The organism is Pseudomonas sp. KCJK9111 (genome assembly GCF_046231935.1).
Classification (GTDB): Bacteria; Pseudomonadota; Gammaproteobacteria; order Pseudomonadales; family Pseudomonadaceae; genus Aquipseudomonas; species Aquipseudomonas parafulva_B.
Genome location: NZ_JBJJMO010000056.1, coordinates 3,964 through 29,372, shown reverse-complemented (window position 1 = coordinate 29,372; position 25,409 = coordinate 3,964). Strand labels below are relative to the sequence as shown.

The 25,409-nt window shown below is 66.8% G+C and carries 2 protein-coding genes; both read right to left on the bottom strand.

All coding sequences use genetic code 11. The features are described from left to right. On the bottom strand, window positions 1-15,759 hold a 15,759-nt coding region (locus ACK59L_RS17060; protein ID WP_409274914.1), incomplete at its 3' end, for a non-ribosomal peptide synthase/polyketide synthase. Then, window positions 15,759-25,409 (bottom strand): amino acid adenylation domain-containing protein, encoded by a 9,651-nt coding sequence (locus tag ACK59L_RS17055; protein WP_409274911.1) that lies wholly within the window; start codon window positions 25,407-25,409, stop codon window positions 15,759-15,761. The genes ACK59L_RS17055 and ACK59L_RS17060, both read right to left, overlap by 1 nt.

The following is a 25,409-nucleotide window of genomic DNA, read 5'->3' as shown; positions in this document are numbered from 1 at the left end:
ACCGGCCGCCAGGGTGGACAGCCAGCGCTCCTGGGCGCCATCGAAGGCGAACGACATGAACAGCAATTCGCGGGTCGCCTCACTCATCCCATAGCGCTCGATGATGGCCTGGCAGTGCATGGCCAGCGGCCCGCGGGCGACCGCAACGCCTTTGGGCTTGCCCAGCGAACCGGAGGTGTAGATCAGGTACGCCAGGTTGTCCTCGTCGATCGCGACCGCCGGCAAGGCGACCTGCGCCTGCACCGGCGCAAGCGATTCGAGCAGCAGGGTGTCGACCCCTTCGGCGCTTGGCAAACGTTCACTGACGCTGGCCTGGCTGATGAGCAGTCGCATGGCCGAGTCCTCGATGATCCACTGCACCCGCTCGCGTGGGTAGTCGATATCGACAGGCACATAGGCAGCGCCGGTCTTGAGCACTGCATAGAAGGCCACGATCATGTCCACCGAGCGCTCCAGCGCCACCCCGACACGCACCTCCGGGGCAGCACCGGCCTCGATCAGGGCCACGGCCAGGCGGTTGGCGCGCGCCTCAAGTTCGGCATACGTCAGGGACCGCCCGGCGCAGCTGACCGCCACCTGCTGACCACGGGCCTGCACATGCCCGGCAATGCGCTGCAGCAGCGGCGTGCGGGTCGGGTTGGCGACCAGCCGGTTGGCCTGGGCTTGCTGGCGTTCAGCGTCGGCATCGAGCATGGGCAGGCTGCCGATGGCTGCCAGTGGGTCGCCCAGCAGCGCTTGAAGCAAGCGCTCGAAGCTGCGCCGGATGCCTTGGCAGGCGGCGGGGCTGAAGCGGCTGCGCCAGTAAAGGAACTCGATGCTCAAGGTGTCATCCAGGTGCACGGCGAGGTCCATGGCATAGTTGGTCACGTCGCGGCCTTCGCTGGCGCCGAAGCGCAAGCCGTCTTCACCGGCGTCTTGCAGGCGCTCGTCCAGGGGATAGTTCTCGAACACCACGATGCTGTCGAACAGCGCCTGCCCGCTTTGCCCGGACCAACGCTGCACATCGGCCAGAGAGACGTGCTCGTAGTCACGCACCTGCACGTTGTAGTCCTGCAGGGCCTGCAACCACTGGCCCACCGGCTGTTCGGGCGCAGGTGCCTGGATGATCGGCAGCGTGTTGATGAACAGGCCCAGCATGTCTTCAGCACCCGGCAGGTTTGCCGGACGACCGGCAACGGTTGCGCCGAAGCACACGCGCGATTGCCCGGTGTAGCGTTGCAGCAGCAGCAACCACGCCGCCTGGATCAGCGTGTTGGGCGTGACCCGCAGGCGCTGGGCCTGGTCACGCAGTTGCCGGGTTTGCGCGGCGTCCCAGTTCAGGTACAGGGCGTCGTAGCCGTCGGCCTCGGCGACGGGCGCTGGATGCAACCCAGTGGCCAGCAGGGTGGGCCCTTCCAGCCCGGCCAGCTTGTCTTTCCAGAAGAGCTCCATCTGCGCCTGGGGCTGGGCGGCCAGCCAGCCGATGTAGTCGCGGTAGCTGCCGCGCTTGCCGGGCAGTGCTTGCCCACCGTACACGGCGAACACCTCGCCCAGCAGGCGTGAGTGGCTCCAGCCGTCCATGAGGATGTGGTGGCTGCTCCAGATCAGTTGCTGGCGGTGCTCGTCCAGGCGCACCAGGGTCAGGCCCATCAAGGGCGGTTGCAGCAGGTCGAAGCCGCGCGCGTAGTCCTGCTCGGCCAGGCGTTGCAGGTCGGCGGCGCTGACCGGGCGATCCCGCCAATTGAGCTCGCGCACACGCAGTTCGGCACGCTTGGCCACCCATTGCAACGGCTCGCTGAGGTGGCTTTCGGTCCAGAACCCAGTGCGCAGGATTTCATGGCGATCGACCATGTGCTGCCAGGCCGCAATGAAGCGCGCGTTGTCCAGCCCTTGTACCTGCACACTGGTTTGGCTGACGTACAGCCCCTGTTGGGCGGCTTCGAGGGTATGGAACAGGATGCCCTGTTGCATCGGCGACAGCGGGTACAGGTCTTCGACAGCCCCGGCCGGCACCGGCAAGCGGTCCAGCTGCGCCTGGCTCAGCCCTGCGAGCGGGAAGTCGGACGGGGTCAGGCAGGGGTGTTCCAAGGCCAGGCAGTGTTCAACGACCCTACGTAGCTCGCCCACATAGGCCTGGGCCAGTTCCTCGATGGTACCCGCGGCGAACCGCTGGCGGCTGAAGGTGAAGTCCAGCTTCAGGGCGCCCTCGAATACCTGCCCGTTGATGGTCAAGGCATTGCCCAGCGGCGCCTGATCACTAACCTGGCGCCCACCGCTCTCCGTAGCCGGGGCGAACAGCGCCTCGTCCTCACGTGCGGCGCTGCCGTCGAACTGGCCCAGGTAGTTGAAGGTGATGCGTGGCTGCGCCAGGGTGGCCAATGCCTGGCGGGTGGCCGCATCGCCCAGATAACGCAGCACCCCAAAGCCAAGGCCCTTGTCCGGGATGGCACGCAGGTGCTCCTTGACCTGCTTGATGGTGTCCCCCACTGGCCCCGCCACCGGCAGTTTCACTGGGAACAGGCTAGTGAACCAGCCCACGGTACGGGTGAGGTCGACGTCATCGAACAGCGTCTCGCGGCCGTGGCCTTCCAACTCGATCAATGCCGCCTGCTCGCCCGTCCAGTGGCAGATCACCCGCGCCAGGGCGGTCAACAGCAGATCATTGACTTGGGTGCGGTAAGCGGCCGGGGCCTGCTGAAGCAGTTGTCGGGTTAGCGCTGGATCCAGTTCAACCTGCACGGTGTGGGCGTCGCTCACCTGCTGGCTGCCTTGGGCATCTTCGCCAGGCAACGTCTGGGCAAAGCCCTGCAACTGGGCCTGCCAGTAGGCCAGTTGCTGGCGCAGGGTTTCGCTTCGGGCATGGGCTTGCAGGCGTTCGGCCCAGGCCTTGTAGGCGCTGGTCTTGGCCGGCAGGCTGAGCGGCTGCCCGGTCAGGCACTGCTGGTAAGCCTGTTGCAGGTCCTCGAACAGAATGCGCCACGACACGCCATCGACCACCAGGTGATGGATCGCCAGCAGCAAGCGCTGACTGCCGTCGGCCAGGGTGGCCAACACCGCGCGCAGCAGCGGGCCCTGGGCCAGGTCCAGGCTGCGCTGGGCATCGTCGCACAGGGCGGTGAGTGCCTGGGCATCGGTCACCTCGCGTTGCCACAGCAGCGCCTGGGCACTGTCGCCGTGGCAGGCCTGCCAACCCTGCTCGCCTTCACTGAAGCGCAGGCGCAGGGCATCGTGGTGGTGCACCAACGCCTGCAACGCCTGCTCCAGCGCAGCCCCTTGAAGCGGCGCGCTCGGCACCAGCAACACCGACTGGTTCCAGTGGTGACGCTGGGCAATGGCCTCACTGAAGAAGCTGTGCTGCACAGGGAGAAACGGCGTGCTGCCGGTGACCGCACCTTGGTCGATCTGCAGAGCTGTGTCTGCCGTGCCAACGACCTGGGCCAAGGCCCGGAGGGTCTGGTGCTGGAACAACGCTTTCGGGGTCAGGTGCAGCCCCAGTTGCCGCGCTCGGCTGACCACCTGGATGGAGATGATCGAGTCACCGCCCAGCTCGAAGAAGTTGTCGTCCACCCCGACCCGCTCAAGCTTCAGCACGTCTTGCCAGACTGTGGCCAACTGCTGTTCAAGCGCTGTCTGCGGGGCGGCGAAGGCATGGCGGCTAGCGGCCTCGGGTAGCGGCAGCGCCTTGCGGTCGATCTTGCCGCTTGGGCTCAATGGCAGGCTGTCGAGCACCACCAGGTGCGCCGGCACCATGTAGTCCGGCAGGCTCGCTTTCAGGGCATCGCGCAGCGTGACCGCAGCCACCTGCGTGACCACGTAGCCCACCAGTTGCGGCCCATTGGGACCAGGCTGCGCCATGACCAGCGCCTCGCTCACACCGGCCTGCGCCAGCAGGCAAGTCTCGATCTCGCCCAGCTCGATACGGAAGCCACGGATCTTCACTTGATGATCCACCCGGCCGACGTATTCGATCACGCCATCGGCACGGTAGCGCGCCAGGTCGCCCGTGCGGTACAAGCGCCCGCCGTTGCCGCCGAACGGGTCGGGCAGGAAGCGCTCGGCGGTCAGCGCACTGCGGCCGAAATAGCCGCGCGCCAGCAACTGGCCACCGATCACCAGCTCACCCACGACACCAGTCGGCACCGGCTGCCCGGCGTCATCCAGCAGGTAGATATCCCGCCCTGGCAAGGCCGTGCCAATCGGCAAGGTGTGAGGCACGGGTTGTTCGCCCAGCACGTACGGGGTGCAGTCGAGCGTGGTGGAAGTGACCGTGGTTTCGGTCGGGCCATAGGTGTTGAGCAGGCGCACATGGCCCAGCCCGGCCTTGTGCCAGGCGGCCATGCCTTCAGGCGGCATGGCTTCGCCGCCCGCATGAATCTGGCGCAGCTGCCCGTAGTCGCGTGGCCCTACGTTGGCAAACTGGGTGGCCAGCAGGTTCCAGTACGCGGTGGGCAGGTCGGCCACGCTGATGCCGTGGGCCAGCACCCGCTGGTAGAACGTCTCGCTGTCCCAGATTTCGTTGCCCCGCAGCATCACGGTGGCACCGCAGACCAGCGGGGCGTACAGCTGCTCGACGAAGGCATCGAAGTTGAACGTGGCGAATTGCAGCACGCAGTCGGATGCGTGGATATCGGAATACCACTGGGCCACGAAGGCGTGGCGGGTCAAGGCACCCTGGCTGATGGCTACGCCCTTCGGCCGGCCGGTCGAGCCGGAGGTGAAGATCACATAGGCCAGGTTGTCGGCGTGCACGCGGTTGAGCGGGTCGCTGTCGGCGCCGTTGCCGTCCTCAGGCGTATCCAGCAGCAGGCACTGCACCTGCACCTGCGCGTCCAGCGCCAGCGCTTGGCGCAAGTGCGACTGGGTCAACAGCAGCGCGATGCGGCTGTCCTCGACCATCTGCTGCAAGCGCTCGCGGGGGAATTTCGGATCGAGCGGCACGTAGCCGCCGCCTGCCTTGAGCACGGCCAGCAAGGCGATGACCATCGGCGCATCGCGCTCGACGGCGATGCCGACCAGTACGTCCGGGCCCACGCCCTGGGCGATCAGGCGGTGGGCCAGGCGGTTGGCCGCCGCGTTGAGCTGGGCGTAGGTCAGTTCGGTGGTTTCAGTGATCAGCGCAGTGTGGTTCGGAACACGCCGGGCCTGCTGTTCGAACAGCACATGGGCAGGCGCCAGGCTTGGGTATTGACCGGCGGCCATGCCCCAGTCCTGCACCGGGGCGCGCTGGCGCCCGTCGTCCAGCAGGGTCAGATCGCCCAGGCAAAGCCCGTCGGGCCCCTCGACCATTTGCAGGAGCAAGTGGGCCAGGTTGTCACTGATGCCCGCGATACCCGGCGCATCGAACGCCTCGCCCGCATAGGTGAAGTGCAGCAGCACGGTGGACCCGGCGTTTACGCTGACGGTCAGCGGGTAGTTGCTCTGCTCATGGTTGTCGATGCGGCCAAAGCGCAGGTCCACGGGCGCTGCTTGCAGCGCCTCGGAAACCGGGTAGTTCTCGAACACCAGGATGTTGTCGAACAGCGCTTCACCGCCCTGCCCGGCCCAGCGCTGGATATCGAAGAGCGGGGTGTGCTCCTGCTCGCGCAGTGCCAGGTTCAGTTGCACAAGCGCATGCAGCCACGCCTGCAGCGGCTGATCTACCTGGGGGCTGGCCACTACCGGCAAGGTGTTGATGAACAGGCCGATCTGCTGCTCCACACCGCTGATCGCCGCCGGGCGCCCGGCCACGGTGGCCCCGAACACGACGCCGTCGTGCCCGGTGTAGCGTTGCAGCAGCAACAGCCAGGCCGCCTGGATGACGGTGTTGAGGGTGACCTTGTGGCGCCGCGCAAAGGCGTTAAGACGCTGGGTGCGATGTTCGTCCAGCCGGTGGAAATGATCGTATTGACCTGAGCTGCGCGTTGCCGGCTTCAAGGCTTGTGCCAGCAGGGTCGGTGCCGGCAGGCAGGCCAGTTGATCGCGCCAGAACGCCTCGCTGGCCTGACGGTCCTGACGCAGCAACCAGCCGATGTAGTCGCGGTACTGCGTAGGCCCATGGGCCACCGGATGGCCGGCATAGCGCTGGAGCACTTCGCCCAGAAGCTGCGAGGTGCTCCAGCCGTCCATCAGGATATGGTGGCTGGTGTAGATCAGGTGATAGTCCTGCACGTCGGTCTGTGCAAGTACCAGCCTGAGCAACGGCGCGGTGTGAAGCTCGAAGCCTCGTTGCAGTTCGCTTTGCGCCAAGGCATCGAGGGTTGCTTGCGCAGAGGGGTCGTCGCGCAGGTCCAGCAGGCGGAACGGCAGCTCGACCCGGCTCAAGACCACCTGCACGGCTTGCTCGAACTGCCAGTTGAACCCGGTGCGCAGGATGGCGTGGGCGTCGAGGGTGGCCTGCCAGGCACTGCGGAATCGCTGCGGGTCGAGCCCGCCGATGTCCAGACGCATCTGGTTCAGGTAATCGCCACTTCCCTGTTCGTAGAGGCTGTGGAACAACATGCCCTGCTGCATCGGGGACAGCGGGTAGATGTCCGCAAGGTTGGCCGCAGGCACCGCAAGCTGGTCCAGCTGCGCCTGGTCCAGACCGGCCAGGGGGAAGTCGGAGGGCGTCACGCCGCCCGCGTCAGGCGCCAGGCAGTGTTCGATCAGCGCCTGCAATTGTGCGCCGTAGGCATCGGCCAAGGCCTCGATGGCCTGCACCTCGAACTGCTCGGCGCTGAACGTCCAGTCCAGGCTCAGGCAACCGTCGTACACGCGGCCGTTGAGCACCAGCCAATTGTCCAATGGGGCGTCCGGGCTTTGCTCACGGCCGCGCTTTTCGGTAGCCGGGGTGAACAAGGCGTCATCGTCGTCGGCAAAACTGCCGTCGAACTGGCCCAGGTAGTTGAAGGTGATACGCGGCGTCGCCAGGGCCGCCAGGGCCTCGCGTGTGGCAGCGTCCCCCAGGTAGCGCAGCACACCATAGCCGATACCCTTGTCAGGGATGCCGCGCAGGTGTTCCTTGACCTGGCGAAGCGTATCGCCAAGGTCGGTCGACACGGGCAACTTCACCGGGAACAGGCTGGTGAACCAGCCCACGGTACGGGTGAGGTCGACGTCGTCGAACAGCTCCTCGCGGCCATGGCCTTCCAACTGGATCAGCGCGGCCTGTTCGCCCGTCCACTGGCAGATCACACGGGCCAAGGCGGTCAGCAGCAAGTCGTTGACCTGGGTGCGGTAGGCCGCAGGCGCCTGCTGCAACAGGCGACGGGTTTGCTGGGCGTCCAGGCGGGTCTGCACAGTATGGGCGTGGTGCCCCTGCATGCCCGCATTGGCCTTGGCGCCCGGCAGGTCCGTGCGCTGACCACGCAGTTGCGCCAGCCAGTAGTCCTTCTGCCCATGCAGGGCCGGGCTGTGGGCATGCGCCTCCAGTTTCTGCGCCCAAGCCTGGTAGGCCGTGGTCTTGCTCGGCAGTTTCACGGGCTGCCCGGCCAGGCATTGTGCGTAGGCCTGTTGCAGGTCCTCGAACAGAATGCGCCACGACACGCCATCGACCACCAGGTGATGGATCACCAGCAGCAAGCGCTGGCTGCCGTCGGCCAGGGTGGCCAGCACCGCGCGCAGCAGCGGGCCGTCGGCCAGTTCAAGGCTGCGCTGGGCATCGTCGCACAGGGCGGTGAGCGCCTGGGCATCGGCCACCTCGCGTTGCCATAGCAGCGCCGTCACATGTTCGCCATGTTCAGCTTGCCAGCCTTGTTCACCTTCGCTGAAGGTAAGGCGCAGCGCATCATGATGTTGCACAAGGGCCTGCAATGCCCGCTCCAGCGCAACGCCCTCAAGCGCGGTGCGTGGTACCAGCAGCACCGACTGGTTCCAGTGGTGACGCTGGGCAATGGCTTCGCTGAAGAAGCTGTGCTGCACCGGCAGCAGGGGCATGCCGCCGAGGACGGTACCCTGGTCGATCTGCACGGCGCTGTCGGCAGTGCGCACGACCTTGGCCAGGGCGCGCAGGGTCTGGTGCTGGAACAGCTCCTTGGGGGTGAAGTGCAGCCCCTGCTGACGGGCTCGGCTGACCACCTGGATGGAGATGATCGAGTCACCGCCCAGCTCGAAGAAGTTGTCGTCCACCCCGACCCGCTCAAGCTTCAGCACGTCTTGCCAGATACGCGCCAGTTGCTGTTCGAGCGGGCGCTGGGGGGCGATAAATGCCTGGTTACTGGAGGCCTCGGGCAGCGGCAGTGCCTTGCGGTCGATCTTGCCGCTCGGGCTCAGCGGCATGTGGTCGAGCAGCATGAGATGGGCGGGGACCATGTAATCCGGCAGGCTCGCCTTGAGCGCTTCGCGCAGCGTCTGCACGTTTGCATCTGCAACCAGGTAAGCGACTAGTTGCGGCCCGTTCGGGCCAGGCTGCGCCATGACCAGCGCCTCGCTGACACCGGCCTGCGCCAGCAGGCAGGTCTCGATCTCGCCCAGCTCGATACGGAAGCCACGGATCTTCACCTGATGGTCCACCCGGCCGACGTATTCGATCACGCCATCGGCACGGTAGCGCGCCAGGTCGCCCGTGCGGTACAAGCGCCCGCCGTTGCCGCCGAACGGGTCGGGCAGGAAACGCTCGGCGGTCAGCGCACTGCGGCCGAAATAGCCGCGCGCCAGCAACTGGCCGCCGATCACCAGCTCACCCACGACACCGGTCGGCACCGGCTGCCCGGCGTCATCCAGCAGGTAGATATCCCGCCCTGGCAAAGCCGTGCCGATCGGCAAGGTATGAGGCACGGGTTGTTCGCCTAGCACGTACGGGGTGCAGTCGAGCGTGGTGGAGGTGACCGTGGTTTCGGTCGGGCCGTAGGTGTTGAGCAGGCGCACATGGCCCAGCCCGGCCTTGTGCCAGGCGGCCATGCCTTCAGGCGGCATGGCTTCGCCGCCCGCATGAATCTGGCGCAGCTGCCCGTAGTCGCGTGGCCCTACGTTGGCAAACTGGGTGGCCAGCAGGTTCCAGTACGCGGTGGGCAGGTCGGCCACGCTGATGCCGTGGGCCAGCACCCGCTGGTAGAACGTCTCGCTGTCCCAGATTTCGTTGCCCCGCAGCATCACGGTGGCACCGCAGACCAGCGGGGCGTACAGCTGCTCGACGAAGGCATCGAAGTTGAACGTGGCGAATTGCAGCACGCAGTCGGATGCGTGGATATCGGAATACCACTGGGCCACGAAGGCGTGGCGGGTCAAGGCACCCTGGCTGATGGCTACGCCCTTCGGCCGGCCGGTCGAGCCGGAGGTGAAGATCACATAGGCCAGGTTGTCGGCGTGCACGCGGTTGAGCGGGTCGCTGTCGGCGCCGTTGCCGTCCTCAGGCGTATCCAGCAGCAGGCACTGCACCTGCACCTGCGCGTCCAGCGCCAGCGCTTGGCGCAAGTGCGACTGGGTCAACAGCAGCGCGATGCGGCTGTCCTCGACCATCTGCTGCAAGCGCTCGCGGGGGAATTTCGGATCGAGCGGCACGTAGCCGCCGCCTGCCTTGAGCACGGCCAGCAAGGCGATGACCATCGGCGCATCGCGCTCGACGGCGATGCCGACCAGTACGTCCGGGCCCACGCCCTGGGCGATCAGGCGGTGGGCCAGGCGGTTGGCCGCCGCGTTGAGCTGGGCGTAGGTCAGTTCGGTGGTTTCAGTGATCAGCGCAGTGTGGTTCGGAACACGCCGGGCCTGCTGTTCGAACAGCACATGGGCAGGCGCCAGGCTTGGGTATTGACCGGCGGCCATGCCCCAGTCCTGCACCGGGGCGCGCTGGCGCCCCTCTTCGAACAGCTTCAGCTCACCCAGGCAGCGCTGGGGCGAGCCGTCCGCCATCTGCGCCAGCAGATGGGCCAGGTGGCCTGCAACCTGGGCCATGCGTTCGGCACTGAACTGCGCCGCGTCATAGCTGTAATGCAACAACAGGTCGGCCCCGGTGCTGACGCTCAGGGTCAGTGGGTAGTTGTTCTGCTCATGGCTGTGCACGTCACCAAAGTGCAGGTCACTGACGCCGCCTTGCTGCAGCGCCTCGGACACAGGGTAGTTTTCGAATACCAGCAGGGTATCGAACAATCCATCGCCGCCCTGCCCGGCCCAGCGCTGCACATCACTCAGCGCACTGTGTTCGTGGTCCCGAAGTGCCAGGTTGATGCCTTGTACGGTCTGTAACCAACCGGCCAGCGCCAGCTGCGGCTCGGGCCGCGCGACTACCGGCAGGGTATTGATGAACAGGCCGATCTGCTGCTCGATGCCCTGCAATTGCGTAGGCCGGCCCGCGACCGTGGCCCCGAATGCCACGCTGTCGTGGCCGGTGTAGCGCTGCAACAGCAACAGCCAGGCGGCCTGCACGAGCGTGTTGAGGGTGACTTTCTGCTGACGGGCAAAGCCGTGCAACTGTTCGGTCATCGCAGCGTCCAGGCGCCATTTGAATTCGCCTTGCCCGGTCTGGCCGGTGGCGGCGCACTTGAGCGCACGGCTCAGCCAGGTCGGCTCCTCAAGGGGGGCGAACTGTGCGCGCCAGAAGGCCTCGCTGGCCTGTTTGTCCTGGCGTTGCAACCAGCCGATGTAGTCACTGTAGCGCCCGTTCAGGCTCTGCAGCGCCTGGCCTGCGTAGTGCTGCAGCACCTCGCCAAGCAGCTGCGAATTGCTCCAGCCGTCGAGCAAGATGTGATGGCTGGTATAGATCAGCTGATAGCGATCATCCCCCGTGCGGGCCAGCGTCAAGCGCAGCAGTGGCGCCTGGGCAAGGTCGAAGCCTTGCTCGCGTTCGGCATCAGCCAGGCGCGTCAATGCAGCGTCAAGATCTTCATGGCCACGCAGGTCGATTTCACGGCACGGCAGCTGCACCTGCTTGCGCACCCACTGCAGCGGCTGGGCCAGCCCGCCTTGCCAGAGGAACCCGCTGCGCAATATGTCATGGCGCTGCACCACCGCCTGCCATGCCTCACGGAAACGCTCGGGCGCCAGCCCCTCGACGCTGACCGACAGCTGGTTGATGTAGTCCCCCCCTTGTTGCTCAAGCAAGCTGTGGAACAGCATGCCCTGCTGCATGGGCGAGAGCGGGTACAGGTCCTGGACGTCCGCCCAGGGCTGGCCAAGGGCGTCCAGCTGTGGCTGGTCGAGCATGGCCAGCGGGAAGTCCGAAGGCGTCACCCCAGCACTGCCCGGCAACAGGCAGTGGGCGACCAGCTGGTTCAGCTCGCGTGCATAATCCTGCGCCAACCGCTCGATGTCGCTGCGCTCGAACATCGCTTCGCTGAAGGTCCAGCCCAGGCGCAATTGGCCTGCGTACACCTGGCCGTTGATGCTCAGCCAATTGCCGAGCGGGGCCTCGGCGCGCTGTTCAGCGCCGGCATCCTCGCTGGCTGGCATGAACAGGGCACCCTGGTCGCTGGCAAAGCTGCCGTCGAACTGGCCCAGGTAGTTGAAGGTGATGCGCGGCTCGGCCAGGCCGTTGAGGGCTGCCTGTGACTGGGCGCTGCCCATGTAGCGCAGGGCGCCGTAGCCGATGCCCTTGTCAGGGATCGCGCGCAACTGCTGCTTGACGCGCTTGATCGCGTCGGTCACGTCAGCGGCATCGTCCAGGCGTACCGGGAAGGCGCTGGTGAACCAGCCCACCGTGCGGGTCAGGTCGACCTCGTCGAACAGCGCTTCACGGCCGTGCCCTTCGAGCTGGATCAGCGCCGAGGCCTGCCCAGTCCAGCGGCAGATCACCCGGGTCAGCGCGGTCAGCAGCAGGTCGTTGACCTGGGTGCGGTAGGCCGCCGGGGCATGTTGCAGCAATTGCCGGGTCAGCGTGTCGTCCAGGCGCGTGTGTACCGTACAGGCATGGCGTTTTTCCAGGCTGGCGTGAGGACGCGCGCCTGGCAGGTGGTCGGCGGCGCCTGCGACCTGCGCCTGCCAGTACGGCAGCTGCTCGGCCAGGGCCGGGGTTTGCGCCAGTGCCTGCAGGCGTTCTGCCCAGTGCTTGTAGGCCGTGGTCTTGGCCGGCAGCGACAGCGCCTCGCCTGCCAGGCACTGCGAGTAGGCCTGCTGCAGATCGTCGAACAGAATGCGCCAGGACACACCGTCCACGACCAGGTGATGAACCACCAGCAACAGCCGCTGACTGCCATCGTCCAACTCCGCCAGCACAGCCCGCAGCAGCGGCCCTTGGTGCAGGTCGAGGCTGCGCTGGGCCTGCTCACACAACGCAGTCAGGGCCTGGCCGCGCGCGACCGTGGCGTGCCACAGCAAAGGCGCCTGCTCCTCGGCGCTCTGTTGCTGGGCCGGTGCCCGGTGCCAGGCGAGCCCGGCTTGGGCATCGAAGCGCAGGCGCAAGGCGTCATGGTGCAGCACCAGCGCCTGCAACGCCGCCTCCAGCGCGCGTGGCTGCAACGCCTGCGTCGGTGCCAGCAGCACGGACTGGTTCCAGTGGTGCGCATCGGCGATGCCCTGGGCGAAGAACCAGCGCTGGATGGCCAGCAGCGGCAGGCTGCCAGCGACCGGGCCCTGATCGATGTGGGCGACCTCGCCAAAACGGGCCACACCGGCCAAGGCCTGCACGGTCTGGTGCAGGAACAGGTCTTTGGGACTGAGCACGATGCCGGCCTGACGGGCCCGGCTGACCATCTGGATCGAGATGATCGAATCACCGCCCAGCTCGAAGAAATTGTCGGTCACCCCCACCTGAGGCACCTTCAGCACCGCCTGCCAGATCTGCACCAGCGCCTGCTCGAGCGGGCTGCTGGCGGCCACGTGCTGGCCTTGCAGCTGGGTAAGGTCGACTGCGGGCAGGGCCTGGCGGTCGATCTTGCCGTTGGGGGTCAAGGGCATGCGTTCGAGCAACTGCACGTGCGTGGGCACCATGTAGTCGGGCAGGTCCACCTTCAAACAGCGCTTGATCGATTCGCGGCGCTCAGCCTGGGCTTGATGATCGGGCGCCAATTGCGACGCGTCGTCGCTCACCACGTAGCCGACCAATTGCTGGCCGCTCGGGCCGGCCTGGGCCACCACCACCGCTTCGCGCACGCCCGGCACCGCCAGCAGGCGCGCTTCCACCTCGCCCAGCTCGATACGAAAACCCCGCACCTTGACCTGGCGGTCGATGCGCCCGAGGTAGTCGATGATGCCGCTGCTGCGCAGGCTCACCCGATCACCGCTGCGGTACAGCCGGGCACCGTTGCCGAACGGGTCCGGTACGAACCTTTCGGCAGTGAGCGCCGGGCGCTTGAGGTAGCCACGGGCCAAGCCCTGCCCGCCGAGGTACAACTCACCCGGGATGGCCAGGGGCAGCAGGTTCAGGTCGGCATCGAGCACATACGCGCGCCGTTCACCGACGCGATCGCCAATGGGCGCATAGGCCGCACCGCAGCTGTCCTGTTCGCCAGCTTTCCAGATCAGGGGGGTGACCACGGTTTCGGTAGGGCCGTAGCCATTGATGATATAGGTCGGGCGCAGGGCGCGCCGAGCCATGGCGTAGCTGGCCTCGGACACCGCATCGCCGCCGAAGCAGTACACCCGCATCGGCGGTGGGTTACCATCGCGTTCGGCGTGCTCGGCCAGTTGCTGAAGGTAGACCGGTGGAAACGCAGCGACCGTCACTCCATGTGCATGCATGGCGGCATAGGTTTGCTCCGGGGTCCACAGCTGCGGGTCGCGGATGAGCAGCGAAGCCCCGTGGGTCAGGGGCGTGAGCCAGCGCTCGTGGGCACCGTCGAAGGCGAACGACATGAAGTGCAGTTCGCAGTCGGCCGGCGTCATTTCATAGCGCTCGGCAATGGCCCGGCAGTGCATGGCGATGGGGCCGTGGGCCACTGCCACCCCTTTGGGCAGGCCCGTGGAACCCGAGGTGTAGATGACGTAGGCCAGGTTATCGGCCTGGGCGGCGTTCGCCGGCGCGTGGCAGGGTTGCGCGGCCAGGTCCATGTGGTCCAGGGCCAGGGTTGCCAAGCCATCCGGTACCGGCAGGCGCTGTATGAGCGCGCTGTCGCTGAGCAGCAGGGCCATGCCGCTGTCCTGCATCAGGTAAGCCAGGCGCTCGCGGGGGTATTGCGGATCGAGCGGCGTATAGGCACCGCCGGCCTTGAGCACCGCCAACAGGCTCACGACCATCTCAAGGCCACGCTCCAGGGCGATACCGACCAGCACTTCCGGCCCCACCCCTGCTGTGACCAAGGCATGGGCCAGGCGGTTGGCCTGCTGATCGAGCTGGGCAAAGCTCATGCGCTGCTCGCCAAACAGCAAGGCGGTGGCCTGCGGGGTTTGCGCAGCCCACTGGGCAATGCGCTCGTGCACCAGCGGGCCGTCGGCGTGGCGCAGGTCCGGGGCGTTGCGCACGGCGTGCAGGTGCTCATGCTCATCGACGGCCAGCATCGGCAGTGCAGCAACGCAGCGCGACGGATCGGCGACGAGGCCGCGCAGCAGGGTCAGCCAATGGCCCCCCAGGCGCTCGATGGTGGCGGCATCGAACAGGTCGCACGCATAGGTCAGCGACGCCCACAGGCCGTCTTCACCCTCGACGGTGTCCAGCGTCAGGTCGAACGAGGCGCTGTGGCTTTCCCAGAACAGCCCTTCGATGTCCAGGCCAGGCACCTGCTGGGCACGTGGGTCGCGGCCCTGGCGCTGATGGTTGTACATCACCTGGAACAACGGGTTGTGGCTCAGGCTGCGGTCTGGCTGCAAGGCTTCGACCAGTTGCTCGAACGGCAAGTCCTGATGCGCCTGAGCACCGAGTACCGTCTGCTTGACCTGTTGCAGCAACGCCGGGAAGGCCAAGGCCCCCCGCACATCGGCGCGCAGCACCTGGGTGTTGACGAAGAAACCCAGCAGGCGATCGGTCTCGACCCGGTTGCGGTTGGCGTTGGGCACCCCGACGCGAATATCGGTCTGGCCGGTGTAGCGGTGCAGCAGCACCTGGAACGACGCCAGCAACAGCATGAACAGCGTGACCTGTTGCTGCTGCGCGAGGGCTTGCAAGGCTTCGCTCAGCGCCTTGTCGATGGGCAAGTCGAAACGGGCGCCGCGCAGGCTTGGCTGGGCCGCGCGCGGACGGTCGGTGGGCAACTCGAGCACCGGTTGATGCGCGCCCAGTTGCTCACGCCAGTAGGCCAGTTGCTGCTCGCTGCCGCCGGCTTCCATCCAGCGACGCTGCCAGATGGCATAGTCGGCGTACTGAATGGGCAGCGCAGGCAGCTGGACCGCCCGCCCGTGGACCAAGCCCAGGTACAGCTGCATCAGCTCGTCGACCATGACCTGCATCGACCAGCCATCGGAGACGATGTGGTGCTGCACCATCACCAGCACATGCTCATCGTCAGCCACCCTCAGCAGCCCCAGCCGTACCAGCGGGCCGTGCTCGAGGTCGAAGGGCCTGGCGATCTGCTGCTCGATCAACGCCTGCACTTGGGCGTGTTGATGCTCGGGTGCCAGGGTGGCCGGCAGGTGCAACGGCTCGATCGCGATCGGCAGTGAGCCATGCACGTGCTGGCAGGGCCGCTCGTCCTTCATCACGAAGGTGGTGCGCAGGGTCTCGTGGCGTGCCACCAGGGCATCGAACGCTTGTTGCAAGGCCTGGGTGTCGAGGTGACCGCGCAGGCGCAAGGCGGTAGGGATATGAGATGCGCTGCTGCCTGGCTCCAGTTGCCAAAGGAACCACTGGCGCTCCTGGGCGAAGGACAGCGGCAGGCTGTTTAACTGCTCGCGGATGACAGGAATTGGCAGGTTGCCGGGCGAGACCTTCTGTTCGGCCATCTTGGCCAGGTACTGGCGGCGCTTGTCCACGGGCAAGGCGATGAAACGCTGGGCAATGCGCAGGGCGCTGGCGTGATCCATTACACCGCCTCCATTTCGTCGAGCAGGCTTTCGAGCTGGTCGAGGGTGGCGGCATCCACCGCCCCGCCTTCGTGCTCCAGTTGGCGGGCCAGCTCGCCCAGGGTGGGGTATTGGAAAATCAATTGCGCAGTTGCCTTCATACCAAGCTCGAGTTGAATGCGTGAGACCAGGCTCACGACGAGAAGAGAGTGACCGCCCAGGTCGAAGAAGTGGTCGTTCAAGCCGACCTTGTCGAGCTGGAGCAGGTCCTGCCAGATCGCTGCCAGTTGGCACTCGACCGGGCGTTGCGGGGCTTCGTAGCCCTGTTGTGGTGGCGCTGCCTGGGGCAGTGGCAAGGCCTTGCGGTCCAGCTTGCCGTTGGGGCTGAGCGGCCACTGCTCCAGCAGCAGCCATTGGCCGGGGATCATGTAGCCGGGCAGGTTGGCCTTGAGGTGAGCCTTGAGGCGCTCGCGCAGCAGCGCCTGGCGGGTGGGCTCCAGGTCAGCACCGTCGACCAGCACGTAGCCGACCAGTTGCGCGCCAGCGGCGCCAGGCTGAGCCAGCACGACCGCTTCCCGGACTTCGGCCACCTCCAGCAGGCGCGCCTCGATTTCACCCAGCTCGATGCGCTGGCCACGGATCTTCACCTGGTGGTCCAGGCGGCCGAGGTACTCCAGCACGCCGTCGGCGCGGTAACGCACCAGATCACCTGTGCGGTACAAGCGCTCGCCATTACCCAGAGGGCTTGCCACGAAGCGCTCGGCGGTCAGCGCCGGGCGGCGGTGATACCCACGGGCCAGGCCTACGCCGCCCAGGTACAACTCACCGGCCACCCCTGGCACCACCGGTTGCAGGGCCGCGTCCAGCACGTAGGTGTGCAGGTTGGCGATGGGACGCCCGATGGGCACGCTGTCGCTGCCCTCCTCCACGCAGGTCCAGTGGGTGACGTCGATGGCGGCTTCGGTCGGGCCGTACAGGTTGTACAGGCCGGCCTTGGGCAGGCGTGCGAACACCTGGGCCTGGGCATCGAGCGCCAGCGCCTCGCCGCTGCACAGGATGCGTCGCAGGCTGTGGCACCCGTCCAGGTCCGGCGATTGCAGGAACACCTGCAGCATCGACGGCACGAAGTGCAGCGTGCTGATGCCGTGCTGCTCGATCAGCGCCACCAACTGCGCCGGGTCGCGGTGCGCACCGGGCTCGGCCACCACCAGTTGGGCGCCGGTCATCAACGGCCAGAAGAACTCCCACACCGACACGTCGAAGCTGAATGGGGTCTTTTGCAGCACCCGGTCAGCAGCGGTCAGCTCATAGGCCTGCTGCATCCAGTACAGGCGGTTGGCCAGGGCCACATGGCGATTACCGGCGCCCTTTGGCTTGCCGGTGGAGCCGGAGGTGTAGATCACATAGGCCAGGTGCTCCGGCGCCAGGTCGACGTGCGGGTTCGGTACGTCGGCCGGGTCTGCCTGCGGGGCCAGCAGTTCGAGTGTCGCCAGCCCTTCAGGCACCGGCAGGCGCAGGCCTGACGCATGCAGCAGCACGGCCATGCGGCTGTCCTCGATCATGTAGGCCAGGCGTTCCTCGGGGTAGTCCGGGTCCAGCGGCAGGTAGGCACCCCCGGCCTTGAGGATGGCCAGCAGGCCGATGACCAGCTCCAGCGAACGCTCGGCGGCGATGCCTACCAGCACGTCCGGGCCGACGCCGCGATCAATCAGCTGCAGGGCCAGGCCATTGGCGGCGTTGTTGAGTTGGCGATAAGTGTGATGACGTGCGCCGAACACCACGGCACTCGCCTCGGGGCTGCGCTGGGCCTGCTGCTCGATCAGGCGGTGGACACAGTATTCGTCGGGGTAACGCTGCGCGGTCTGGTTCCAGGTGCGCGCAGTGTCCAGCTGCCCTGCGTCCATGAGGGGCAGCTCGGCCACTCGCGCCTGGGGGCTGGCAAGCATGCCACGCAGCAGGGTTTGCCAATGGCTGGCCATGCGCTCAAGGGTGCTGGTTTCGAACAGGTCGGTGGCGAAGGTCCAGGTCGCGCCCAGGCCGTCGGGTGTCTCGAAGGTGTCCAGGGCCAGGTCGAACTGGGCACTGTGGTGTTCGCCGCTCAGGGTCTGGACATCGAGCTGCGGCACCTTGAAGCCATCACCCAGCTGCTGGTCGAGCAGATTGCGGTGGGTGAACATCACCTGGAACAGCGGGTTGTGGCTCAGGCTGCGTGCAGGCTGCAGGGCTTCGACCAGTTGCTCGAACGGCAGGTCCTGATGCTGCTGGGCGCCCAAAGCGGCCTGGCGCACTTGTTCCAACAGCGCCTCTACGGTCAGTTGCCCATCGAAGCGCGCACGCAGGACCTGGGTATTGACGAAGAAGCCGATCAGCCGCTCGGTCTCCAGGCGGTGGCGGTTGGCGACGGGCACGCCGACACGGATGTCGTCCTGGCCGCTGTAGCGCTGCAACAGCGCCTGGAACGAGGCCAGCAGCAGCATGAACAGCGTGACGTTGTGCTGTTGCGCCAGCTGTTGCAGGCCTGTGGTCAGCTGCGTGTCCAAGGTCAGCCCCAGGCGGGCACCGCGGTAGCTCTGCACCGCAGGACGCGGGTGATCGGTGGGCAGCTCCAGTACCACCGGCTCATCGCCCAGCTGCTCACGCCAGTACATCAGCTGACGCTCGCGTTCACCGGCTGCCAGCCAGTCGCGCTGCCAGTGGGCGTAATCCAGGTACTGGACGGGCAGCGGCGCAAGGTTGGGCTGCGCGCCGCTGGTCAGGCTGGCATAGCTCTGCATCCATTCATCGACCATCACCTGCATCGACCAGCCATCGGAAACGATGTGGTGCTGGACCAGGGTCAGCACATGGTCCTGTGCCCCCAGTTGCAGCACACCGATGCGCAGCAACGGCCCATTGATCAAGTCGAAGGGCTGGGCAGTCTGGACTTGGAGGAAGCCCTGGATCGCTGCGCCCTCCTCGTCTTGGCCCGCAACGGAGTGCACCGGCACAGGCAAACGCCAGTGGGCGTGGATGACCGGACGAACCTGCGCCTGCTCCTGGATGAAGGTGGTACGCAGGCTTTCGTGACGCTGCACCAACAGGTTGAAGCTGTCTTCCAGCGCCTGCAGGTCCAACTCGCCTCGCAAGCGCAGGGCCATGGGGATGTGATAGGCGCTGCTGTGCGGTTCCAGCTGCCAGAGGAACCACTGCCGCTCCTGGGCGAACGACAGCTGCAGTGGCTGGTTGCGGTCCACCGGGGCAATCGGCGCGACGCGGTGGCCTTGCAGGGCGCTCACGGCCTGGGTGAAGGCGTGCAGGGTGCTGTGTTCGAACAGCAGCGCCAGTGGCACCTCCAGGTCCAGTTCCTGGGCAACACGCGAAATCACCTGGGTGGCGAGCAGCGAATGCCCGCCCAGGTCGAAGAAATGATCGGCCATGCCTACCTGCTCCAGGTGCAACACCTGGCGCCAGATGGCTGCAACGGTGCATTCGAGCTCAGTGCTCGGTGCCTGGAAAGCCTGCCGGGCTTGATCAAGATCAGGCGCAGGCAAGGCCTTGCGGTCCAGCTTGCCGTTGGGGCTCAAGGGCATTGCCGGCAGCCACACCAGGTGCGAAGGCACCATGTAGGCCGGCAAGGTCTCGGCCAGCCGGGCCTTGAGCTGGGCGTGCCAGGCGGCAAGATCAGCAGGCGCGCACGCGTCGGCCACGTAGCCGACCAGGTGCTGGCCTTGGGCATCCTGGCGGGCCACGACCACGGTTTCACTCGCGCCGGCCACCTCCAGCAGGCGCGCCTCGATTTCACCCAGCTCGATGCGCTGGCCACGGATCTTCACCTGGTGGTCCAGGCGGCCGAGGTACTCCAGCACGCCGTCGGCGCGGTAACGCACCAGGTCACCCGTGCGGTACAAGCGCTCGCCATTACCCAGAGGGCTTGCCACGAAGCGCTCGGCGGTCAGCGCTGGGCGGCGGTGATACCCACGGGCCAGGCCTACGCCACCCAGGTACAACTCACCGGCTACCCCCGGCACCACCGGTTGCAGGGCCGCGTCCAGCACATGGGTGTACAGGTTGGCGATGGGGCGCCCGATGGGCACGCTGTCGCTGCCCTCCTCCACGCAGGTCCAGTGGGTAACGTCGATGGCGGCTTCGGTCGGGCCGTACAGGTTGTACAGGCCGGCCTTGGGCAGGCGTGCGAACACCTGGGCCTGGGCATCGAGCGCCAGCGCCTCGCCACTGCACAGGATGCGTCGCAGGCTGTGGCACCCGTCCAGGTCCGGCGATTGCAGAAACACTTGCAGCATCGACGGCACGAAGTGCAGCGTGCTGATGCCATGCTGCTCGATCAGCGCCACCAGCTGCGCCGGGTCGCGGTGCGCGCCGGGCTCGGCCACCACCAGTTGGGCGCCGGTCATCAACGGCCAGAAGAACTCCCACACCGACACGTCGAAGCTGAATGGGGTCTTTTGCAGCACCCGGTCAGCAGCGGTCAGTTCATAGGCCTGTTGCATCCAGTACAGGCGGTTGGCCAGGGCCACGTGGCGGTTGCCGGCGCCCTTGGGCTTGCCGGTGGAGCCGGAGGTGTAGATCACATAGGCCAGGTGCTCCGGCGCCAGGTCGACATGCGGGTTCGGTACGTCGGCCGGGTCTGCCTGCGGGGCCAGCAGTTCAAGCGTCGCCAGCCCTTCAGGCACCGGCAGGCGCAGGCCTGGCGCATGCAGCAGCAAGGCCATGCGGCTGTCCTCGATCATGTAGGCCAGGCGTTCCTCGGGGTAGTCCGGGTCCAGCGGCAGGTAGGCACCCCCGGCCTTGAGGATGGCCAGCAGGCCGATGACCAGCTCCAGCGAACGCTCGGCGGCGATGCCTACCAGCACGTCCGGGCCGACGCCACGCTCGATCAGCTGCAGGGCCAGGCCATTGGCGGCGTTGTTGAGTTGGCGATAAGTGAGATGACGTGCGCCGAACACCACGGCGCTCGCCTCGGGGCTGCGCTGGGCCTGCTGCTCGATCAGGCGGTGGACACAGTATTCGTCGGGGTAACGCTGCGCGGTCTGGTTCCAGGTGCGCAGGCCTTGCTGTTCACTGGCAGCGAGCATCGGCAGCTCGCCTATGGCCTGTGCAGGGCAGGCAACCATGCCGCGCAGCAGGGTCTGCCAGTGAGCGGCCATACGCTCGATGGTGGCGGCTTCGAACAGGTCGGCGGCGTACACCAGGGCCACGGAGATGCCCTGCGGCGTTTCCAGGGTCTCAAGGGACAACTCGAACTGCGCGCCGCCGCCGTCAAGCTGCAGTTCGCGGGCCTGCAAACCCGGCAGGCTGGTGCCAGTGGCAGTGGCGCCGACCGTGCTCAGGTGGTTGTACATCACTTGGAACAGCGGGTTGTGATTCAGCGCGCGCTGGGGGTTGAGCACTTCCACTAGGCGGTCGAACGGCAGGTCCTGGTTGGCCTGGGCCGACAACGTCACCTCCTTGACCGTCTGCAGCCAATGGCCTGCCGACTGCTCAGGTTGCGGGCACAAGCGCATGACCAGGGTGTTGACGAAAAAGCCCACCACCGCCTCCAGCTCCTGGCTGTTGCGGTTGTTCACCGGCACCCCGATGCGCAAGTCCGGCTGGCCGCTGTGGCGTTGCAACAGCAAGGCGAAGCTACCCAGGAACAGCTGGAACAAGGTGACGCCCTGGGCCTGGGCCAGCTCGCGTACCTGACGCTCCAGGTCCTGCGGCAGGTGCAGGTCAAGGCGCCCGCCACGGTCGCTGAGCTGCGCCGTGCGCGGGTGATCGGTCGGCAGCGACAGCACCACCGGTTCACCCCCAAGGCGTTCGACCCAATAGGCCTGCTGCCGCTGCATCTCGCCTTGGGCCAGCCACTGGCGCTGCCAGTGGGCGTAGTCGGCGTATTGCACTGCCAGCGGTTGCAAGGCGCATGTATGGCCGGCATTGAAGGCGCTGTAGAGCTCGACGAACTCGTGCACCAACAGGCTCATGGACCAGCCGTCGGAGGTAATGTGGTGCAGCGTCAGCACCAGCACCCATTCGTCCATTGCGCGCTCGATCACCTTGACCCGCATCAGGGGCCCCTGGTGCAGGTCGAACAGGCGCGTGATTTCGGCGCGCACCGCAAGCTCCAGCTGGGGTTGGCTGGCATCGGGCAAGGCCGTCCATTGCAGGTCCACCGCCCCGGCCGGCTGCACCTGCTGATAAAGCTGGCCATCCTCCTGGACGAACGTGGTGCGCAAGGCTTCGTGCCGTGCCAGCAAGGTGTCCATCGCCCGCTGCAAGGCCTGGCGATCAAGCTCGCCCTGCAGCCGCACGGCCAGCGGGGTGTGGTAGGCGGTGCTCTGGGGCTGCAGGGTCCAGTACAGCCATTGACGCTGCTGGGCGAATGACGCCGGCAGGCGCTCGCTGCGCGGCAGTGCCGCAATGGCCGTCTGTTCGCGGTAGCGCTCGCAGTGCTCCAGCGCCTGGGCCAGTTCACCCAGGTTGGCCGTGTCGAACATGGCCCGCAGCGGCAGGTCGAGCCCCAGTTGGCGGCGCACCCGCGAGACGATCTGCACGGCCAGCAACGAGTGGCCCCCCAGGCTGAAGAAGTTGTCGCCAAGCCCTACTGCCGGCACCTTGAGCACCTGTTCCCAGATACCCGCCAGGGCGTGTTCTCGCTCGGTCACAGGTGGCACGTGGGCAGCGGCGGCACGCGCCTGGGTCGGCTGAGGCAGCGCGCGGGTGTCGAGCTTGCCGTTGGCGGTCAGGGGCATGACGGCCAGGGCTTGGTAGGTGCTGGGCAGCATGTAATCAGGCAGGCGCGCTTGCAGCCAGGCCTCCAGTTGCGCCTGCGCGTCAGTGTCCGCATAGACCACATAGGCCACCAGTTGCGCATGGGCCGCTTCGCCCACCAGCAGCACGGCCGCGTCGCGCACCTGGGGCGCCGCACGCAGGGCCAGCAGCACTTCATCCAGGTCGATGCGGTAGCCGCGCAGCTTGACCTGGCGGTCGACACGGCCAAGGAACGCCAGCTCGCCCGAGGGCAGACGACGCACCCGGTCGCCTGTGCGATACAGGCGCGCACCCGGTGCGCCGAAGGGATCGGGCACGAAGCGTTCGGCGGTCATGCCCGGGCGGTTCTGGTATCCACGGGCAAGGCCGGCGCCGCCGATGTACAACTCGCCGTGGCTGCCCGGCGCCTGGCGTTGCAGGCCGGCATCGAGCACCTGGGTGCTGGTGTTGGGCAATGGCCGGCCCAGCACGATGGGGCTGTCTGCCGCGCTGAGGTTCTGGGTCAGTACGCCGACGGTGGTTTCGGTCGGGCCGTAGTGGTTGATGATGTCGCAGCGGCCCAGGGCGCGCAGGCGTTCGATCAGTGCAGGCGAACAGACCTCGCCACCAAGCACAAGGCAGCGGGCAGGCAGCACCTGTTGCGGTTGGTCAGCGCCCAGCAGCGCCTCCAGGTGCGACGGCACGATTTTCAGCACGTCGATGCCATGGCCCTGCATGTAGGCGCCGAAGCGCTGCGGGTCGAGGGCCACGTCCTGCTCGATGATGTGCAGCGAGTGCCCGGAGCACAGCGCGCCGAACAGCACGGTATGCCCCAGGTCCGCCGCCAGGGTGGAGACCACCGCCATGCTGCTGGCGCCCTGCAGCGGCAGGGTCTGGAAAATGCCTTGCAGGTAGTTGCCCAGGGCGGCGTGGCTGACGGCCACACCCTTGGCGGTGCCGGTGGAACCGGAGGTGTAGATGACGTAGGCCAACTCGGCCGCGTCGATTGGCCGCTGTGGGCCCCGCGCACTGACTTCAGGGCGAGCGGGGTCGAGCAACAGGGTCGTCACCCCGGCGAGCTGCGGCAGGCTGGCTTGCAGCGCCTGCTGGGTCAGTAGCACGCCGACCCGGCTGTCTTCGATCATGTAGGCCAGCCGCTGGGCCGGGAATGCCGGGTCCAACGGTACATAGGCCGCCCCGGCCTTCCACACGGCCAGCAGGCCGATCACCATTTCCAACGAGCGCCCGGCGGCCAGGCCGACGCACACCTGAGCACCGACGCCCAGCTCGACCAGTTGCAGGGCCAGCGCGTTGGCGCGGGCATCCAACTCGGCGTAGCTCAGGCGTTGCCCAGCGAATGTCAGCGCCAGGGCATCGGGAACGCGCTGCACTTGGGCCTCGAACATCTCCAATGCCGACGGCGCTGCCGGTGCCTGCGGGCCCGTGGCCTGCTGGTGCAAAAGCGCCGTCTGATGGGCATCGAGCAAAGGCAGTTGGTCCAGTGGCTGGTCGGCATCCTCGCTCATCGCTTGCAGCAGCTGCAGCCAGTGCCCGGCCATACGCGCGATGGTGGCCGGCTCGAACAGCTCGCTGGCGTAGGTCAGCGAGGCATGCAGGTGGCCACCGCGCTCGAAGGTGGTGAGGGTCAGGTCGAAGGGCGTGGGGCGGCTGCTCGCCTCCAGAGGGTGCAGCTCCAACCCCTCGCCCACCGTCATCACCTCGATATCGGCAACGTTCGGCAAGTGGTTGTACATCACCTGGAACAGCGGGTTATGGCTCAGGCTGCGGTCAAGGTCCAGGGCCTCGACCAACTGCTCGAAGGGCAGGTCCTGGTGCGCCTGGGCACCGGCGGCGGTCTGTTTCACGGCGCCCAGCAGGCTGGCGACCGACTGCTGCCCTTGCAGGCAGGTGCGCAGCACCTGGGTGTTGACGAACAGACCGATCAAGCCTTCGACCTCGGCCCGATTGCGGTTGGCCACGGGCACGCCGATGCGCAGATCGGTCTGGCCGGTGTGGCGGTACAACAGCACATTGAATGCTGCCAGCAACACCATGAACAAGGTCACGTTGTGCTGGCGCGCCAGGGCCCGCAGTTGCTCCGCCAGGGCGGGATCGATGACCAGCTCGTGACGCTGGCCGCGCTGGCTGGCCACCGCCGGGCGTGGAAAATCGGTGGCAAGCTCCAGCAACGGCTGCTCATCGCCCAACTGCTCGCGCCAGTAGTCCAACTGCCGCGCCTGCTCACCGGCCTCCAGCCACTTGCGTTGCCACAGGGCGTAGTCCATGTACTGGACAGGCAAGGCCGGCAGCGCGGGTTCAACGCCTGCGGCAAAGGCCTGATAGGCCTGGACGAACTCGTCGATGAGCACGTTCATCGACCAGCCATCGGACACGATGTGGTGCAGGGTCAACAGCAGCACATGCTCCTGCGCCCCAAGCGTCAGCAAGCTCACGCGCATCAAGGGGCCGACGGCCAGATCGAAGGGTTGCAGCGCCTCTTGTTCGGCCAGCTCGCGCACACGGCGCGCCTGGGCATCGGCGTCCAGCTCAACCAGGCTGTGCTTGGCAACGTGCACCGGGTGTTTGGCAGCCACCTGCCGGACCTGGCCGTCTGCGCCTTCGGCAAACACCGTGCGCAGGCTCTGGTGGCGCTCCACCAGGCAAGCAAAGGCCTGCTCCAGCGCCGCCACGTTCAAAGGCCCGCTCAAGCGCACGGCGCTGGGCAGGTTGTAGGCACCGCTGCGCGGGTCCAGCTGCCAGAGGAACCACATGCGCTGCTGGGCATACGACAGTGCATCGCGGTCCGGGACCTGCACGTCGGCAGCGATGGGGAATTGGGAAAAGTCGATGCCTTCGGCGCGCAGGCCATCCAGAAACAGATGACGCTTGTCCACTGGCAGCTCTATGAAACGGCGGGCAAGCTTGAGGGACTTATCGGCATTCAT

Bases quoted from the DNA above. Each gene is read 5' to 3' on its own strand.
- ACK59L_RS17055 (WP_409274911.1), bottom strand. From the start codon at position 25,409: ATGAATGCCGATAAGTCCCTCAAGCTTGCCCGCCGTTTCATAGAGCTG.